This window comes from Streptomyces sp. WAC 04229, assembly GCF_003947455.1.
In the GTDB taxonomy this organism is placed as follows: domain Bacteria; phylum Actinomycetota; class Actinomycetes; order Streptomycetales; family Streptomycetaceae; genus Streptomyces.
In genome coordinates, this window is the sequence record NZ_QHJH01000170.1 from 1 (window position 1) to 15,395 (window position 15,395).

The window sequence follows — 15,395 nt, forward strand, 5'->3', positions numbered from 1 at the left end:
GGTGGGGTTCGAGGGGGTGGAGGGGTTCGTCATCTCTGCTCCCGGGGTCTGCCGTGGGTGTCGTGGCGGTATGACCCGGGGCGGGACAGAGATGTGACAGGGCCGGGGAAGAAATCTTCCCCGGCCCTGTCAATGCGTCGGCCGACCGGTCAGATCGTCGCCGTGTCGATCACGAACCGGTACCGCACGTCACTCGCCTGCACCCGCTCGTACGCCTCGTTGACCTCGGACGCGGCGATCAGCTCGATCTCCGCGCCGATGCCGTGCTCCGCGCAGAAGTCCAGCATCTCCTGGGTCTCGGCAATGCCGCCGATCATGGAACCGGAGAGGGACTTTCCGCCGCCGAGCAGCGCGAACAGGTTGAGGGAGACCGGCTCCTCGGGCGCGCCGACGTTGGCCAGCGTGCCCTCCGTCTTCAGCAGGCCCAGGTAGGCGCCGAGGTCGAGCGGGGCGGAGACCGTGGAGACGATCAGGTCGAAGCTGCCCGCCAGTTCCTCGAAGGTGGCCGGGTCGCTGGTGGCGTAGTAGTGGTCGGCGCCCAGCTTCAGTCCGTCGTCCTTCTTGCGCAGCGACTGCGACAGCACGGTCACCTCGGCGCCCATGGCGTGCGCGAGCTTGACGGCCATGTGGCCGAGACCGCCCAGGCCGACGACGGCGACCTTCTTGCCGGGGCCCGCGTTCCAGCGCCGGAGCGGCGAGTACGTGGTGATGCCGGCGCACAGCAGGGGCGCGGCCTCGTCCAGGGAGATGCCCTCGGGGATGCCGAGGACGAAGTTCTCGTCGACGACGACCTTCTGCGAGTAGCCGCCGTAGGTGACCTCGCCGTCCTTGCCGATGCCGTTGTACGTCATCACGTTGCCGCCCGTGCAGTACTGCTCGCGGCCGGCCTTGCAGTTCTCGCACTCGCGGCAGGAGTCGACCATGCAGCCGACGCCCACCCGGTCGCCGACGGCGAACTTCGTGACGCCGGGGCCGACCTCGGAGACGATGCCCGCGATCTCGTGGCCGGGGACCATCGGGAAGATGGCCTCGCCCCAGCCCTCCTGGACCTGGTGGATGTCGGAGTGGCAGATGCCGGCGAACTTGATGTCGATCAGGACGTCGTGTTCCCGCACCTCGCGCCGCTCGATGGTGGTGCGCTCCAGCGGCGCCTTGGCGGCGGGTGCTGCGTACGCGGCGACAGTGGTCATGCCGGGTTCTCCGGGATTCTCTCGTCTTCGTCTGGGGATACCTCCACCCTGCCTGCGGCCCGCGAAGTCACCCAGACCACGCTTTTGCGTACGTCCAGCGTGCGTACCACTGACGGGGACAGGCTCACGGACGTACGACCGGGAATACGTCGGGCGATACTGGACACCATGGATGGACAGCTTGACCGGCGAGCCGAACTGAGCGAGTTCCTGCGCACCCGGCGGGCCCGGCTGAAGCCGGAGGACGTGGGCCTGGAGTCGTTCGGGCGGCACCGCCGGGTCCCCGGCCTGCGGCGGGAGGAGCTGGCGCAGCTGGCCGGGGTGTCGGTGGCGTACTACACCCGTCTCGAGCAGGGCAACGGACAGAACGTGTCGGCGGAGGTGCTGGACGCGATCGCCCGGGCGCTGCGGCTGACCGACGCCGAGCAGGCCCACCTGACGCACCTCGCGAAGCCGAAGCAGCAGCGCAGGCGGACGTCGGGGGCGCGGGCCCAGCAGCCGTCGGTGCGGGTGGCGCTGCTCCAGCTGCTGGAGTCCATCGAGTCGGTGCCGGCGTACGTGTCGGGCCGGCGCTCCGAGATCCTCGCCTGGAACCGGATGGCCGCCGCCCTCTTCGGCGACTGGGGCAAGCTGCCGGCCCAGGAGCGGAACTGGGCGCGGCTGGTCTTCCTGAACCCGGAGTACCGCGAGCTGTTCGTGGACTGGGACCAGAAGGCGTACGACATGGTCAGCTTCCTGCGCATGGACGCGGGCCGGCACCCGGACGACCCGCGGCTGTCCGCGCTGGTGGGCGAGTTGTCCGTGAAGAGCGAGGAGTTCCGGCGGCTGTGGGCCACCCACGACGTCAAGGAGAAGAGCCACGGCGTCAAGCGGATGCGGCACCCGCTGGTCGGTGACCTGACCCTGTCCTTCGAGACCTTCCGCCTGGTCGACGACGACGAGCAGGCCTTCGTCACGTACCACGCCGAACCGGGCTCGCCCTCGGCGGACGCGCTGCGGCTGCTGGCGAGCTGGGGGACGGACGCGGCGGCCTCGCTGCCGACGTGACGAGCCGGGTATCCGGCGTACAGGTCAGCGGCCCCTGTGCGAAACTGCGCCGACCGTCGGTCATGATCGATCCGGCGTTCGAAAGGGGTTGGGGAACTATGCACAGACTTGGCCTGACTACGGCGGTCGTCACCATCCTGTGTATTGCCGACAGCCGGTTGCAGCGGGAGCGAGGGGACTCCCGGAGCCACCGCTGCGCACTGGAACTGGTGGGTTCCGTCACCGATGCCGTCGCCGGTCACACCGTGAGCGCGCCCCGGCTCAGCGCGGCGACGAAGGGCGCCCAGGCGCGGGCGGTGAGGAGGAGAACGGGGCCGTCGCCTTCGCGGGAGACCTTGGAGTCCCGGACGGGGACGATCCCGGGGATGCCGTCGGCAACCTCGACGCAGTTGCCGCCATCGCCGTTGCTGTAGGTCGACTTGCGCCAGAGAGCGGCGCCGGGGAAATCGCTCGCCACCTCGACGCACTCCCCGCCGTCACCGTTGCTGTAGCTGCTCTTCGCCCAGAGCGCGTCACTCAAGTCGATCCGGTTGTACGCCATTTCGGTAATCCCCTGCCGCTGCCTCGATCCGGGCCAGGGACGTCTCCGGTGACAGTGCGACGGCCCTGAGCCGATCGTATGCCTTGCGGTACTGCTTCACGAGGGCCGGATCGTCGATGGTGTCCCCGCTGTAGGACGCCTCGGTGTAGACGAGCGGCGGCGCGTCCAGGAACGTCATGACCATGATGGAGGCGGCCATGAGGGGATACGCCCCGCACTTCCGCGGCACGATCTGCGGAGTGATCCGGCGCCGCCCGGCCAGCTCCACGATGCGGTCGAGCTGCGCGGCCATCTCCCCCGGCGGCACGATCGGATCGAGCAGCAGCGACTCGTGCAGGATGGCCCAGTATTCCGGAGTGGTGTGGTCTTCCTCGAAGAGGCGGGCCCGAGCCAGCCGGGCCTGCACCTTCTCCTCCACCCACTCGTCCACGGCCTGCGGGTGGGCGGCGCGTACGAGGGCCCGCGCGTAGGGGGCGGCCTGGAGCAGCCCGGGGAACGTACTGGGCGACCACAGCTCAATGGACTCGGCGTGCCGCTCCGCCTCCAGGGCCTTCTCGAAGTACGCGGCGTGCGGCCCCCGCCGCGCCTTCCGCACGTCCTCGCACCGCCGCTCGAAGAACCCGTCCGTCCCCAGCACCTGGTCCGCGTGCCGGGCCAGGTCGAACGGCATGCGCCGCTCGCCCCGTTCGATGTCGCTCAGGTGCGACTTGCCGTAGAAGCTGCCCTCCACCAGCGCCTCCAGCGACAGCCCGGCCCGTTCCCGCTGGTACCTCAACTCCTTGCCGTAGAAGGTCGGGACGCTCGTTGAGCCGTCGATGTCCTTGCGCTGTGCCATGGCCTTGCCTCTTCCGCACTCCGGGCTGCCGACGCGAAACCCCTTTCACGGTAGGGCGCCACACACCACTGTGTGAGCTGTTCGTCACAGAACGCACACGGAAAGGTGCCCGCCCATGACCCAGCCCTCGCCCTCCCCTCGTCCGAAGGACGACACGCCCCGTTGCGTGGAGGAACTCCGTGCCGCCCTCGCCCTCCACGGCATCACGCTCCCCTCCCTCACCGTGGACCTGCCGGCCTTCGCCGGGACGTACGCACCGGCCGTCGGCCTCGTGGCGCTCGGGAACTGCAACACCGCCACGGCTCGCGCTCTCACCGCCGCCCTCCGCAAGGCGGCTTCGTGACCGCCTTCGAACTCGGTCTGCTCGCCACCCCGAAGGCCGTGCCCGAGCTTCGGCACCTCTTGCGCCCCTACGGCTACGACGTCCGCCTCTGCGCGAGCGAGCTGCTGACCAACGTCCTCGACCACGTCGGCGAGGGCACACCCGTGACCGTTCGCGTGACCGTCACCGGCGGGGGCCACACGCGGGTGGAGGTCACCGACCCCGGCACTCGCGCCCTGCCCGTGCGCCTCCGGCCCACGGCCGACACCGACGAGTCCGGACGCGGGCTCGCCCTCATCGAGGCTCTGGCGCTGCGGTGGGGTGTGGAGCACGACCGGGGCCACAAGACGGTCTGGTGCGAGCTGGCGGGGGAGACACCGCCCTCCACCGTTCAGGAGCCGTCGGTTCCGGCCCGTAGTTCGCGATAGGCATCAGTGATGTCGGCCAGGCGCAGGGTGGTGATGTCCTCCCGGGAGGGCGTGCCCGCACCACCATGAGCCTCGAAGACACGCAGATCGCGCAGCGTGGCCGCCCTCCGGCACAGTTCGCGTGCGAAACGGCCGTTGCCCAGCCGGTCGACCTCCCCGTCCTCGACGACACGGCCGCAGATGTCGTCCAGCACCCGCACCGCCTCCTCGGCCAGAACATCGCCCTGCGCCTCGACGATGTGCCGGGCGATCAGTGCCAACTCGGCCGCGGAGTACGAGGGGAAGTCGACCCTGCCGGTGAACCTGGAGCCGAGTCCGGGGTTGGTGGCCAGCAGCTCGGCCATCTCGTCCGGGTACCCGGCCAAGACCACCACGAGTCTGTCCCGATCGTCCTCCGCTCGCTTGAGCAGGACCTGAAGTGCCTCTTGTCCGAAGGCGTCGCCCCCGCTGTACCCGCTGTTGCAGAGGGCGTAGGCCTCGTCGACGAACAGCACCCCGTCTAGTGCCGAGTCGATCACCCTGGAGGTCTTCAGAGCGGTTTCCCCGAGGTGCTGTCCCACCAGGTCCACCCGCTGCGCCTCGACGACCTGCCCCTGCGCCAGCAGCCCCAGCCCGGCGAAAACCTTGCCGACGATGCGGGCGACGGTCGTCTTGCCTGTGCCGGGCGGTCCGGCGAACACCAGGTGCTGGGGTGCCGCCGTGGCCGGGAGCCCCTGCTCTCGCCGCAGGGTGGCCATGCGCAACTGGGCGGTCAGCCCCCGGATCTGTCGCTTGACCGGGTCGAGACCCACCATGTCGTCCAGCATCGACAGCGCCTCGGCCAGGGCTTCCTCCCTCGTCGCCGGTCCATCCGGCCCGTCGCCAGGCGCAGCAGGTACAGCGGGCTCGGCCGGAAGGGCGGGCACGGGATCGGGCGGCGGTGCGGACGGCCCGCTCACCGCCGTGGCAGGCTCGGCCGCCGGGGACGCAGCCCGGGCGCGGTCCGCGACATCGGCCAGGCCCGGGAAGCAGCGGTATGCGTACTGGAAGTAGCGCAGCGCCTCTTCGTCCCGATCGAGCCCTTCCATCGCAAGGCCCCGGACATAGGCCACCTCACCGTCGAACCGGCTCTCCGCGTCGAACTTCAAAGGCAGGGGTTGCAGCACGTTCAGAGCCTCATGGTGGACGCCCTGCTCCACGAGTGCTCGTGCCACGTAGAGTTGTGACTCGTCGCGGAGGAACCCGTCGGTGATGGACCGCGAGAAGGTGAGGACGAGCGGCCAGTCCCTCTTGAGGAAGGCGTACCTGGTGCAGATGAACCGGGTCTCGTCGCAGTCGAGAACGGCGGTTTCAAGTGACCGCCATGCCTCGTCGAGCCGCCTGTCGTCCAGCAGTCCGGCCATCACCGCGAGCCAGAGATCACGCTGTGTCTCCAGCCGGAAGGTGACGTAGCAGCCCAGCTGGAAACGGGACTTGAGAGTGGTTCCAAGTTTTCCGCGCAGGGATCCGAACGTCGCCGCACTGCGAGCCATCATGTCGACGGCCTCGGACTGACGGAAACCCGACGCGTGCAGTCCCAACCACGCGTCAGCGGCGGACGGATCGTGCTGCACCGCGGCCTCGAACAGCCGCGCGGCATGATCCGCACGGCCGTGCTGAAGCCACCTCACCGCCTCGGCCCAGGACTTCTCGCACTTCTTGACAGACAGCCAGGACGCGGAACTCTGGCGCACGTCTCTCCCCTCGGCAAACGTTCGCACGACTGAACCGGCGGTACGGATCCATCCTTTCACGCACCGCCGGTCCGGCTCCGGGCCGATGAGGACGCAGACTGTCCGCCGCACTGTCGGAGGGCGGCGGGTTGAGCCGAGGCGTTCTCCTTGACGGTGATGCGGCCCTTGCGGATGGTGGCCACGCGGGGGCCTTCTTCGCGATCGCCGAGTCGTGGGTGACCATCACGAACGTCGGGCCCAGCTCCTTCCACATGCGGTCGAGTACGTCCATGATCTCGTCGCGCGTCGACTCGTCGAGGTTGCCGGTGGGTTCGTCGGCCAGCAGTACCTTCGGCTGCTTCGCCAGCGCGCGGGCGATGGCGACGCGCTGCTGCTGGCCGCCGGACATCTCGCCGGGGAGGTGGGCGAGCCGCTCGCCGAGGCCGACGGAGGACAGCGCCTCGGCGGCCTGCTCGCGCCGCTGTTTGGCCTTGACGCCGAGCGGGACCAGCGCGGTCTCGACGTTCTCCTGCGCGGTGAGGGTCGGGATCAGGTTGAAGGACTGGAAGACGAAGCCGATGCTCTCGCTGCGCACCCGGGTCAGCCGGGCCTCGGGCAGCGCGGCCAGGTCGGTGCCGTCGAGGACGACCCGGCCGGAGCTGGGCCGGTCGAGGGCGCCCAGCATCTGGAGCAGCGTGGACTTGCCTCCGCCGGTGGGGCCCTGGATGACCAGGCGGTCGCCGTCGGCGATGGTCAGGTCGACGCCGTCGAGGGCGGTCACGGCGGCCTTGCCGCGGGTGTAGCGCTTGGTGACGCCGGTGAGTTCGTACATGGCGGGACTCCTGGAGTACGGGGAAGGTGGAGCTACTCGACGCGGCGCAGCGCGTCCGCGGGGCGCAGCCGGGAGGCGCGCCAGCCGCCGAAGCCACCGGCGACGAGGCCGCCCGCCACGGCGAGGGCGACCGCGAGGGCGATCGTGGTGACGCTGACGGGTGCGGTGAGCGCGATGTCCAGGGTCTTCGCGGCGGTCTGCCGGGCGGGACCGCCCGTGCCGCCGCCGAAGCCGCCGGGACCGGCCGCGCCCCCGCCCGTGCCGCCGCCGAGCTGGGCCTGGAGCGTCGGGCTGACGGCCGTCACGGCGTAGGCGCCCGCGACGCCCAGCGCGATGCCGAGGACGCCGCCGACCAGGCCGTTGACGACGGCCTCGCCGACCACCTGCCGGGTGACCCGGCCCGAGCGCCATCCCAGTGCCTTGAGCGTGCCGAACTCGCGCACCCGGCGGGAGACCGCCGAGGAGGTGAGCAGGCCGGCGACGAGGAAGGCGGCGACCAGCACCACGATCGACAGCCACTTGCCGACGCCGACGGCGAGGGAGGAGGCCGTGGACAGGGAGCCGGAGACGGTGTCGGCGAGGTCGGCGGAGGTGGTGACGGTGGTGTCCGCAATGTTCTTCTGGATGGCGGACTTGACGCCGTCGATCTTCTGCGAGTCGGTCGCCTGGACGTAGATCGTGGTGACCTTGTCCTTGGCGTCGCCCAGGGTCTGCGCCCGCTGGAGCGGCACGTAGAGGTCGGCCGCCGCGTCGCCGCTGTCGGCGGTGGCGATGCCGACGACCTCGAACTTCACGTCCTTCACGGTGACCGTGCTGCCGGTCTTGAGCTTCTTCTCCCTGGCGTAGGCGGAGTCGGCGACGGCGACCGCGGCGTCGGTCTCCGACTCCTCGAAGGTGCGGCCGCTGGTGATCGTGGAGGAGGTCAGCGGGCCGAGGGCGGGCTCGGTGACGTCGGTGCCGTAGACGGAGTAGCTGTTGACGTCGAAGTCGGCGCCGCCGCCCTGGACGCGGCCCTGCGGTGACTGCCCGCCGCCCGGACCGCCGCCCTGCCCTTGGCCCTCACCCTGGCCCTGGCCCTGGCCGCCGGAGCCGCCCTCCTGCTGGAACCGACCGCGGGTGAACTCTCCGCTGACCTTCACGACCTGGAGGCTCAGTCCGCCCACCGCGTCGGCGACACCGCTCTGGCCGGCGACCTCGCCGACGGTCGAGTCGGCCAGCGTCTGGAAGCCCTGCACCATGACGCGGTCGGTGCTCTGCTCCTCCTCGGAGCCGTCCTCCTGGGCGTCGAAGCGGAAGCGGGGGCGTTCACCGGTGGTGCCGGAGGAGGGCTCCGCGGCCTTGGTGACCGTCATGTCCGTGCCCAGTCCGTACAGGGACTGCAGGACCTTGTCCTGGGCCCGGCCCATGCCGGAGGAGACGGAGTCGACGACGATGACCAGCGCGATGCCCAGCGCCAGGCCGGAGGCGACGACGAGGGCCGCCTTTCTGCGGCGGCGCAGCTCGCGCCTCAGGTAGGTGAAGAACATGGCCGAAAGGTAGGGACGGCCCGTGATGAAGGGATAAGGCTCGCGTAAGAGGAGGATGAGAAGGCGGGGGACGCCGAACGCCCGCCACCCCCAGGGGGGCGACGGGCGTCGGGGTGAAGTGGTGGTGGACCGCGCCGCGTCGGGCGGGGTCCGGCCGGACCGGCTCGGTCAGACCGCCGAACCGGCCTTCCACTGGGCCCAGTCCATGTTCCAGCCGTTGAGGCCGTTGTCCGGGGCGATGGTCTTGTCGCCGGTGTTCTGGACGACGACCACGTCACCGATGATCGAGTTGTCGAAGAACCACGAGCCCGGCGTGTTCGGGTCGTTGGCGCCCTTGGCGTCCTCCAGGCCCACGCAGCCGTGGCTGGTGTTGGCCTGGCCGAAGATGCCCTTGCCCCAGTAGTTGCCGTGGATGAAGGTGCCGGAGGTGCTCAGCCGCATGGCGTGGGGCACGTCCTTGATGTCGTACTCGCCCTTGCCGTCGTCGTCGGTGAAGCCGACGGTCGAGCCGTCCATCCGGGTCTCCTTGAACTTCTCGGAGATCACCATCTCGCCCTCGTAGGTCTTGTTGTCGGGCGAACCGGCGGAGATCGGGATGGTCTTGACCGTCTTGCCGTCCTGCGTGACCTTCATCTGCTTGGTCTTGGCGTCGACGTACGAGACCTGGTTGCGGCCGATCTTGAAGGTGACCGTCTTCTGCTGCACGCCGTAGACGCCGTCGGCGCCCTCGACCCCGTCGAGCGCCAGCTTGAGGGTGACGGTCGAGTTCTCCGTCCAGTACTTCTCCGGGCGGCAGTCCATGCGCTGGGTGCTGAACCAGTGGCAGGCGACTTCCTGGCCGCTGCTGGTGTTGACCGTGATGCCCTTCTGGACGGCGGCCTTGTCGGTGATCTCCTTGTCGAAGTTGATCGACACGGGCATCCCGACGCCGACGGTCTTGCCGTCGTCCGGCGTGAAGGTGCCGATGAAGCTGTTCTCCGGGGAGACCGTGGTGAACGACGCGTTCTCGTGGGCGGCGCGGCCGTCGGAGTCCTCGGCGGTCGCCGTGATCTGGTACTTGGTGGCCCGCTCCAGCTGACCGCTGGGCTTCCAGCTGGTCTTGTCGGCGGATATCTCGCCCTCGACGGCGGTGCCGTCGGCGGCGGTCATCTTCACCTCCGTGAGCGTGCCCTTGCTCACGGTGACGCCGGTGCCGTTGTTGATGGAGGCGCCGTCCGAGCCGCCCTTCGGGGTGATCTTGATCTGGGCCTCGGACGTCTTCTTGGCCGCTGCCTCGTCCACCTCGGCCTGCGAGGTCTTCCCGTCCCCACCGGAGGTGTCGGCGTCGCCGCTGGAACATGCAGAGAGCACCAGCACACCGCCGAGCAGTGCGGACGCGGCCGCCAGGCCCTTGCGCCGCTTACCGTCCGTCATCACACGCTTCTCCATCGTTGCCGATTCCCGAAACCCCGAGATACCCCGTCAATAACTTTCAACGCTACGACCGGTTCGTCCCGTTCCACATCGCTCGCAGGTGTGGGTCACGCCACGTTTACCCATCAGGGCGGGGTGCGGGGTCGGTCAGTGCGCACTTTGAGACGACGAAACCCCGGGTGGCGGTTGCCACCCGGGGTCACGAATTTCCCCACGCGGCCTCAGCCGACCCTCAATTCGTCGTCCTCCGGGTCGTTCTCGTCGTCATCATCCTCGTGCAGGTCCCACTCGGGCGAGTCGGGGTCGTAGTCGATCTGCTCACTGCTCCAGGAGGCCTGCTGGAGCTCGACCCCCGGTACCCCGCCGACCAGGTCGAACGGGTCGACGAGATGAGCCAGGGCCTCGGCGGTGTCCTCCGTCACAGCACGCTCGGACCGGGTGCGTTCCGCGTCCGGCAGGTCCGCGTCGTCGGCGAGGCTCTGCAGCGCGGCCCCGGTGAGGGCCTCCTCGTCGTCGATCTCGACGACGAGCTCGACGCGAATACGGACGAACCGGGATGTCTCTGGAGTGGTCATGCCCGGAGCGTAAGGCCGACCGCTCCCGTGACTTTCCTGTGACCCGCGCCTTTCACTAACATCTGCCCACACGGCCAATTCGCCAGCGCCACAAGGGGATCGATATTCCGTGTCATCCGCTCGCCGTCCGTTGCTGACCGCCGCCGCCGCGGGGGGCCTCCTGTGCGCCCTGTGGTTCGTCCCGTCGGCGAACGCGACACCCGAGACACCCGCGTTCGAGTCCGCGGCCGCGACCCCGTCTCCGCAGGTCACCGCACAGGCCAGAGCCGCGTCCACGGACACGGCGGCCACCACGGCCACCGACGGGGGCACGACCCGCCTGGCCGACACCGGCAGCTTCGACAGCACCCCGTACGTCATCGGCGGCGCCCTGTGCCTCGGGCTCGGCGCCGGCTTCGTCGGCTACTCGGTGCGCCGGGAACGCCTCGATTTTTGAGAGACTTTGACGTTCTTTTGTCTTTCTTGACCGCTACGGCTTGATCCCAAGGGTCGATCGCAGCGGTTGATCGCCACGCGTGAGGGGCCCTGTCCTCGGACAGGGCCCCTCACGCGTGTCCGGGCCCCGTCGGCTAGCGCAGCGGTCCGGTCACCGACTCCGCCGCCGCGACCAGGTGCCCGGCCCGCACGAAGGCGTCCGCCGCGGCGAGGTCCGGCGCCAGGTAGCGGTCCGGTCCGGGCCCCTCGACCCCGGCGGCCCGTACGGCGTCGATGACGGCCCGCGAGGCCGGGGCGGGGGCCAGGCCCTCGCGGAGCTGAATCGCGCGGGTGGCGGCGTACAGCTCGACAGCGATCACGCGGGCCAGGTTGTCGACGGCCGTGCGCAGCTTGCGCGCCGCCGACCAGCCCATGGAGACGTGGTCCTCCTGCATCGCGGAGGACGGGATCGAGTCGGCCGAGGCCGGTACGGCGAGCCGCTTCAGCTCGCCGACCAGGGCCGCCTGCGTGTACTGGGCGATCATCAGCCCGGAGTCGACGCCCGCGTCGTCGGCGAGGAAGGGCGGCAGGCCGTGGCTGCGGTTCTTGTCGAGCAGCCGGTCGGTGCGCCGCTCGGCGATGGACCCGAGGTCGGCGACGGCCACGGCGAGGAAGTCCAGGACGTAGGCGACCGGGGCGCCGTGGAAGTTGCCGTTGGACTCCACCCGTCCGTCGGGCAGCACCACGGGGTTGTCCACGGCCGCCGCCAGCTCGCGCTCGGCGACCAGCGTCGCGTGGGCCATGGTGTCGCGTCCGGCACCCGCGACCTGCGGGGCGCACCGCACCGAGTAGGCGTCCTGGACGCGGGGGGCGTCGTCCTGGTGGTGTCCGGTCAGGCCCGAGCCGTCGAGCACGGCGAGCATGTTGGCGGCGCTGGCGGCCTGCCCGGGGTGCGGGCGGATGGCGTGCAGCTCGGGGGCGAGCACCTTGTCGGTGCCGAGCAGGGCCTCCATGGTCAGCGCGGCGGTGACGTCGGCGGACTTGTAGAGGGTGTCGAGGTCGGCGAGGGCCATGACCAGCATGCCGAGCATGCCGTCGGTGCCGTTGAGGAGGGCGAGGCCCTCCTTCTCGCGCAGCTCGACCGGCGTGATCCCGTGCTCGGCGAGCAGTTCACCGGCCGGGCGCACGGTGCCGTCGGGGCCCTCGGCGTCCCCCTCGCCCATCAGGGTCAGCGCGCAGTGCGACAGCGGCGCGAGGTCGCCGGAGCAGCCCAGGGAGCCGTACTCGTGCACGACCGGGGTGATCCCGGCGTTCAGCACGTCGGCCATGGTCCGCGCCACCTCCGGGCGGACGCCGGTCCGGCCGGAGCAGACGGTCTTCAGCCGCAGGAACATCAGCGCGCGGACCACCTCGCGCTCGACCCGCGGGCCCATCCCGGCGGCGTGCGAGCGGACGATGTTGCGCTGGAGCTGTGCCCGCAGTTCCGGGCTGATGTGCCGGGTCGCCAGGGCGCCGAAGCCGGTGCTCACCCCGTAGACGGGTTCCGGCTTGGCGGCCAGCGCGTCCACGATGTCGCGGGCCGCGGCCAGGGCCGCCACGGCCTCGTCGGAGAGCTCGACCCGGGCGCCGGCGCGCGCCACAGCGAGAACGTCGGACGCGGTCACCCCGGACGTCCCCACCACCACAGTGTGCATATCCATATTCAGGAGCGTACGCAGTGAATTCCTTGATGTCACGAGGGGACGACGAGGGGATGCGTCACCATCGGGCAGCGGTTTCACCCCTTACCGACCGCACCCCTTACGGAGGTGACCCCCGCGCGGGACCCCGCCCTACGGTGAGTGCCGCCCCCGGAAGCGCCGACGCTCCCCTCCCTCCTCCCGGGACGGCTCGTCGGCGAGCCGTACGACGGGGTCGTCCGGTCCCTCGCGGCCCGCGACGACCGGTCCCGCCGACCGCTCGGCCTTGGCGCGGTACTGGGCGGCGTCGGCAAGCCGGAACAGCCGGCGGGCGGAGCGCACCGGCCCGACCTCGTCCTCCGTGGACGCGACCCCGCAGGCCACCCCGTCGCCCAGCTCCAGCTCGGCCGCCCGGCGGCACAGCTCCTCGGCGGCCTTGACCACCTCGTCGGCCGAGGGCCCGACCGCGAGCAGGCAGAACTCGTCCCCGCCGAGCCGCGCGGCCAGCGCCCCCGGCAGCATCGCCCCGCACAGCGACAGCACCGACCCGAACCGCTCCAGGAGCCGGTCGCCGACGGCGTGCCCGTGCGTGTCGTTCACCCGCTTGAGGCCGTTCAGGTCGCAGACGACGAGGCTGACGACCACGTCGTCCCTGCGGTGCCGCTCGACGGCCTCGTCCAGCGCCGCGTCCACGGCGCGGCGGTTGGCCAGCCCGGTGAGCGCGTCGGTGTACGCGAGGCGCCGGACCTCCTCGAGGCGCTCGGCCTGCGCGATCCCGGCGGCCACGACCGAGGCCAGCACGGTGGCGAAGTCGGCGTCGGGCCGCGCGAAGACCGGGTCCCCCACGGGGCGGGCCACGTACAGCTCGCCCCAGGCGCGGCCGTGCAGCACGATCGGGGCGACGACGCAGCAGCCGCGCCCCCGGCGGCGCAGCGCGGCGACGCGCTGATGGACGTACCCCGGCCGCCCGGCGGCGGGCCCCTCGGCCGTCTCCACCCAGGCGTCGGGCTCACCGCCGCCGGCCCAGCGCTCGTGCAGGAACTCGGTGATCTCCGCGAACTGGTGCACCGGGTAGGACTCGTCCTCCGGGAACTCCTCCTCGCCCTCGGCCCGCCTGCCCACGTTCACCAGGACGCGGAGCCGGCCCAACTCCCGCTCCCACACCGACAGCGCGGCGAAGCTGCCGCCCAGCGCCAGACACGCACCGGCCGCCGCCGCCCGCCACGCCTCGCGGGAGCTGTGCGCGGCGGCCATGCCCTGTGCCAGTGCCACCACCGCGGCCAGCCGTCTGTCCTCACCCATCACTCCAGGCTAGGGAGATTCAGCACGAAATGTGACTCAAGCAGGGCGAACGGGGCGCATGCGGCCCGCGTGCTACTCCCCCGGCCACCGCGGCGCCCGCTTCTCGTTGAACGCCGCCACTCCCTCCGCGCGGTCACCCGAGAACGCCACCGCGCGCCACGCCGCGTCCTCGACCTCGAGCCCCGTCCGCAGGTCCAGTCCGTGTCCGAGCCGCAGCGCCCGCTTGGCCGCCCGCAGCCCCACGGGCGAGTTCGCGGCCATCCGGGACGCCAGCTCCAGCGCCTCCTCCCGGTCCCGCCCCTCGTCCACCAGCTGGTCCACCAGCCCCAGCTCGCGCGCCTCCGCCGCCTCCACCCGCCGCGCCGTGAACACCAGCTCGGCGGCGCGCGCCGCCCCCACCCGGCGCGGCAGCAGCTGCGTACCGCCGCCGCCCGGGATGACCCCGACGGACACCTCGGGCAGGCCCACGACCGCCGTGGGGTCGGCCACGATCACGTCGCAGGAGAGCGCCAGCTCGAAACCGCCGCCCAGCGCGAAGCCGTGCACGGCCGCGATCGTCGGCACCGGCAGCTCCAGCACCGAGGTGTACGCGCCCCGGGTCACCGGGCGCTGGCGCAGCAGGTCGGCGTCGGAGAAGGAGTTGCGCTCCTTCAGGTCGGCACCGACGCAGAACGCCCGCTCGTGGGTCGAGGTCAGCACCACCGCCCGCACCCCGCGGTCCCCGGCGAGCGCCGCGCACGCCTCGGCGACGGAGCGGGCCATCGCGGTCGAGACGGCGTTCATGGCCTTCGGCCGGTCGAGCGCGAGCTCCGCGACATGCCCGTCCCCGTGCCGCCGCACCAGGACGAAATCTCCGAACCGCTCCTCGCTCATGACATCCTCCGGTTAACGCGTGTTAACAGCCGACCGTCCGATCATCGCAGGCATGCCCGCGCGACGGAAGGCCGGACCCGCCCCGCCCCCGCGCCACGCCGTCCACCCGTTCGGGTGACATCCGGCCGACCGTCGTACCGGGACCGCCGGCACCCCGTAGCGTCGCCCCGCCACGGCGCGGCGGGGGCCCGTGGCACCGGGGAGGGATCATGACGACGACCGGCACACCGACAGGACGGGCGCACCCCTGGGGCCGCCGGGGCCGACACCGCCGGCCGCGGCCCCGCAAGGTGCTGCTGGCCGCGGGCGGCCTGGCGTTCGCGGCCGGCGCCCTGAGCCTGGTACGCCTGCTGCCCGAGCCGGGCGGCGACGCGGGTGGCTACGGCGCCGAGGCCGCGCCGCGCGTGGACCCGGGCGGGGGCGAGGAGACCGCGACGGACCGGGCGGGGACACCGGGCGCCGCGCGTCCCGCCGGTCCGGTCGACGTGAGCCCCTCGGCGACGTCCGCCATGGGTGGCCTGAGCGGCTCCGCGGCGGGCGGTCCGATACCGGCTCCGTCCACGCCCCGCCCCGCGGCCTCGTCCTCGTCGGCGTCCTCCGGTACGACGACCGTCCCCGACGCTCCGGACCCGCCCGAAGACCGCGCCGACGCCGGCGCCACGGCCGCGCCGCACACTCCACGGCCGCCGGGCTCCACCCACGCCCCACGGCCCCCGCGCTCCGACGC

15 protein-coding genes and 1 pseudogene are annotated in these 15,395 nt (G+C 71.5%); 5 read left to right on the top strand and 11 right to left on the bottom strand.

From position 1 onward, the window contains the following. Nucleotides 1–149: 149 nt before the first annotated feature. The gene (locus DMH12_RS30255) at nt 150–1,190 is read right to left on the bottom strand and encodes an NAD(P)-dependent alcohol dehydrogenase (protein WP_125494614.1); all 1,041 of its coding nucleotides are present in this window, start codon (nt 1,188–1,190) and stop codon (nt 150–152) included. A 168-nt stretch (nt 1,191–1,358) separates the two neighbouring features. Between DMH12_RS30255 and DMH12_RS30260 the strand changes: the two genes are divergently transcribed. Continuing rightward, a complete protein-coding gene (locus DMH12_RS30260) occupies nt 1,359–2,237 on the top strand; it encodes a helix-turn-helix domain-containing protein (protein WP_125494615.1) in 879 nt (292 codons plus the stop codon). Between the two features lie 238 nt (nt 2,238–2,475). On the opposite strand, the gene DMH12_RS30265 is transcribed toward DMH12_RS30260, so the two are convergent. Together DMH12_RS30265 and DMH12_RS30270 are read right to left on the bottom strand one after the other, a co-directional pair. Further along, a complete protein-coding gene (locus DMH12_RS30265; protein ID WP_125494616.1) occupies nt 2,476–2,778 on the bottom strand; it encodes a DUF397 domain-containing protein in 303 nt (100 codons plus the stop codon). Beyond that, entirely contained in the window at nt 2,750–3,613 is an 864-nt protein-coding gene (locus DMH12_RS30270) for a helix-turn-helix transcriptional regulator (RefSeq protein ID WP_125494617.1), read from the bottom strand. The genes DMH12_RS30265 and DMH12_RS30270 overlap by 29 nt, the downstream gene beginning before the upstream one ends. A 115-nt stretch (nt 3,614–3,728) precedes the next feature. Here DMH12_RS30270 and DMH12_RS39245 point away from each other — a divergent pair, with 115 nt between their 5' ends. Then, complete coding sequence (locus DMH12_RS39245; RefSeq protein ID WP_185832636.1) at nt 3,729–3,956, top strand: hypothetical protein; 228 nt, start codon at nt 3,729–3,731, stop codon at nt 3,954–3,956. Next, a complete protein-coding gene (locus DMH12_RS39250; protein WP_260474395.1) occupies nt 3,953–4,363 on the top strand; it encodes an ATP-binding protein in 411 nt (136 codons plus the stop codon). Before DMH12_RS39245 ends, DMH12_RS39250 begins: the two co-directional genes overlap by 4 nt. On the opposite strand, the gene DMH12_RS30280 is transcribed toward DMH12_RS39250, so the two are convergent. The 5 genes and pseudogenes from DMH12_RS30280 to DMH12_RS39255 all read right to left on the bottom strand — a co-directional run bounded on the left by DMH12_RS30280 (nt 4,327) and on the right by DMH12_RS39255 (nt 10,400). Further along, nucleotides 4,327–6,012: an AAA family ATPase gene (locus DMH12_RS30280; RefSeq protein ID WP_399189337.1), complete on the bottom strand. Its 1,686-nt coding sequence runs from the start codon at nt 6,010–6,012 to the stop codon at nt 4,327–4,329. The genes DMH12_RS39250 and DMH12_RS30280 overlap by 37 nt on opposite strands. Nucleotides 6,013–6,206: 194 nt before the next feature. Further along, nucleotides 6,207–6,886 (bottom strand): annotated as a pseudogene (locus DMH12_RS30285) (ABC transporter ATP-binding protein); the annotation flags it as partial. 32 nt (nt 6,887–6,918) lie between these two features. After that, nucleotides 6,919–8,412, bottom strand: a complete 1,494-nt coding sequence (locus DMH12_RS30290) for an ABC transporter permease (protein ID WP_125494620.1) — start codon at nt 8,410–8,412, stop codon at nt 6,919–6,921. A 168-nt stretch (nt 8,413–8,580) separates the two neighbouring features. Beyond that, the gene (locus DMH12_RS30295) at nt 8,581–9,825 is read right to left on the bottom strand and encodes an Ig-like domain-containing protein (protein ID WP_125494621.1); all 1,245 of its coding nucleotides are present in this window, start codon (nt 9,823–9,825) and stop codon (nt 8,581–8,583) included. Between the two features lie 221 nt (nt 9,826–10,046). Beyond that, entirely contained in the window at nt 10,047–10,400 is a 354-nt protein-coding gene (locus DMH12_RS39255) for a hypothetical protein (RefSeq protein ID WP_185832637.1), read from the bottom strand. A 109-nt stretch (nt 10,401–10,509) separates the two neighbouring features. Here DMH12_RS39255 and DMH12_RS39260 point away from each other — a divergent pair, with 109 nt between their 5' ends. After that, nucleotides 10,510–10,836: an LPXTG cell wall anchor domain-containing protein gene (locus DMH12_RS39260; protein WP_185832638.1), complete on the top strand. Its 327-nt coding sequence runs from the start codon at nt 10,510–10,512 to the stop codon at nt 10,834–10,836. Nucleotides 10,837–10,969: 133 nt separating this feature from the next. On the opposite strand, the gene hutH is transcribed toward DMH12_RS39260, so the two are convergent. The 3 genes from hutH to DMH12_RS30315 all read right to left on the bottom strand — a co-directional run bounded on the left by hutH (nt 10,970) and on the right by DMH12_RS30315 (nt 14,668). Continuing rightward, nucleotides 10,970–12,508, bottom strand: coding sequence for a histidine ammonia-lyase (gene hutH / locus DMH12_RS30305; protein ID WP_125494625.1), 1,539 nt, complete (start codon nt 12,506–12,508; stop codon nt 10,970–10,972). Nucleotides 12,509–12,646: 138 nt separating this feature from the next. After that, complete coding sequence (locus tag DMH12_RS30310; protein WP_185832639.1) at nt 12,647–13,795, bottom strand: sensor domain-containing diguanylate cyclase; 1,149 nt, start codon at nt 13,793–13,795, stop codon at nt 12,647–12,649. Between the two features lie 72 nt (nt 13,796–13,867). Next, nucleotides 13,868–14,668 (bottom strand): enoyl-CoA hydratase/isomerase family protein, encoded by an 801-nt coding sequence (locus DMH12_RS30315; protein ID WP_125494622.1) that lies wholly within the window; start codon nt 14,666–14,668, stop codon nt 13,868–13,870. Between the two features lie 209 nt (nt 14,669–14,877). Here DMH12_RS30315 and DMH12_RS30320 point away from each other — a divergent pair. Continuing rightward, nucleotides 14,878–15,395, top strand: a 518-nt coding sequence (locus DMH12_RS30320; protein ID WP_125494623.1) for a hypothetical protein, incomplete at its 3' end; no start/stop codon positions are given.